This window comes from Clavibacter lycopersici, from assembly GCF_003576405.1.
GTDB classification, from domain to species: domain Bacteria; phylum Actinomycetota; class Actinomycetes; order Actinomycetales; family Microbacteriaceae; genus Clavibacter; species Clavibacter lycopersici.
Genome location: NZ_QWGT01000386.1, coordinates 1 through 1527 on the forward strand (window position 1 = coordinate 1; position 1527 = coordinate 1527).

A 1527-nucleotide genomic window follows, 5' to 3' on the forward strand; every position below is an offset into this window, starting at 1 on the left:
CGCCGACCGGCCCGTCCCGCTGCCCGTGCAGGCGCTCGACTGGGGAACGGGCCATCTCGCGGCCACTTCCGCCGTCGCGGGGCTGGCGGGGCGGGCGGGCAGCGGGCGTGGATCCGCGTGGCGGCTCTCGCTCGCCCGCACGGCCCACGTCCTGCTGGCGCTGCCGCGCCCCGCCGACCAGGAGTCCGCGGGCGGGAGCCCGGATGCGGAGGAGGCCGCCCCGCGGGGCGTGGACACCCCGCTCGGTCAGGCGCTCATGACGGCGTCACCCCTCCGCGTCGGCCCCGCCTCGCTCTCCCCGACCCGGATCGCCACCGCGCTCGGCGGGGACGCGCCGAGCTGGCGCTGACGGCGACGGCTCGGCGCGCGACGGCGCGGACGCCGAGGTCGCTCCGCGGATCACCGCCCGCGGAACGTCGTCCGGATGTCGTCCACGAGGAACCCCGGCTGCTCGAGCAGCGCGAAGTGCCCGCCGCGCTCGACCTCGCTGAAGTGCACGAGGTCCGTGTATCGACGCTCCGCCCAGCGGCGGGAGCGGCGCACGTACTCGCCCGGCATGATGCTCAGCCCGGTCGGGATCGTGATCGGATCCTCGATCGTTCCGGGCGCCGACCAGCCGCCGCGGGCCGACTCCCAGTAGAAGCGCGACGCGGAGGCCGCCGTGCCGGGCAGCCAGTGGAGCATCACGTCGTCGAGGATCTCGTCGAGCGGGAACAGCGCCTCGGCGTCGCCGTGCTCGTCGTGGGATCCGCCGACGTCCTGGAACATCGCGTAGATCCAGGCCGCGAGGCCGACCGGGGAGTCCTGCAGCGCGTAGCCGACGGTCTGCGGGCGGGTCGACATCATCTGCGAGTAGCCGGACAGCTCCTGCCAGTAGCGGCCGGTCTCCGCCATCATCCGCCGCTCCTCGTCGGTGGCCTCGCGCATCTCGTCGTCCGTCGGCATGAAGGTCGCCATGTTCAGGTGGATCGCCCGCAGCCCGATGCCCCCCGCTGCCTCGAGCGCGGCGAGCTCCGACGTGACGGTCGCGCCGAGGTCGCCGCCCTGCGCGTACCAGGCGTCGTAGCCGAGCCGGCGCATGAGCTCGGCCCACGCGCGTGCGGTGCGGGCCGCGTCCCAGCCCGTGCCGGTCGGCTTCCCGGAGAAGCCGAAGCCGGGGAGGCTCGGGATGACGACGTGGACGGCGTCCTGGGCGGATCCGCCGTGCGCGACGGGATCCGTGAGGGGCCCGATCGCGTGCCGGAACTCCAGCACCGAACCCGGCCAGCCGTGCGTGAGGACCAGCGGGCGCGCGCCCGGCTCGCGGGAGCGGACGTGCAGGAAGTGGATGTCGAGCCCGTCGATCTCGGTGGTGTGCTGGCCCCAGCCGTTCAGCATCGCCTCGGCGGCGCGCCAGTCGTAGCCGTCGACCCAGCGGTCGACGAGCCGCCGCATGCGGGCGAGCTGCGGCCCCTGTGAGGTGTCGGCGACCGTCTCGCGCTCGGGCCAGCGGGTGGCGAGGAGCCGTCGGCGGAGATCGTCGAGGTC

1 protein-coding gene and 1 pseudogene are annotated in these 1527 nt (G+C 75.0%); one reads left to right on the plus strand and one right to left on the minus strand.

Features of this window, described 5'->3' with window-relative positions; genetic code table 11:
- Nucleotides 1-349, plus strand: a pseudogene (locus tag DZG00_RS17065) (hypothetical protein); the annotation flags it as partial.
- Between the two features lie 50 nt (nt 350-399).
- Here DZG00_RS17065 and DZG00_RS15370 read toward each other — a convergent pair.
- Nucleotides 400-1527 (minus strand): epoxide hydrolase family protein (locus tag DZG00_RS15370; protein WP_147360060.1); only part of this gene is annotated, 1128 nt, incomplete at its 5' end.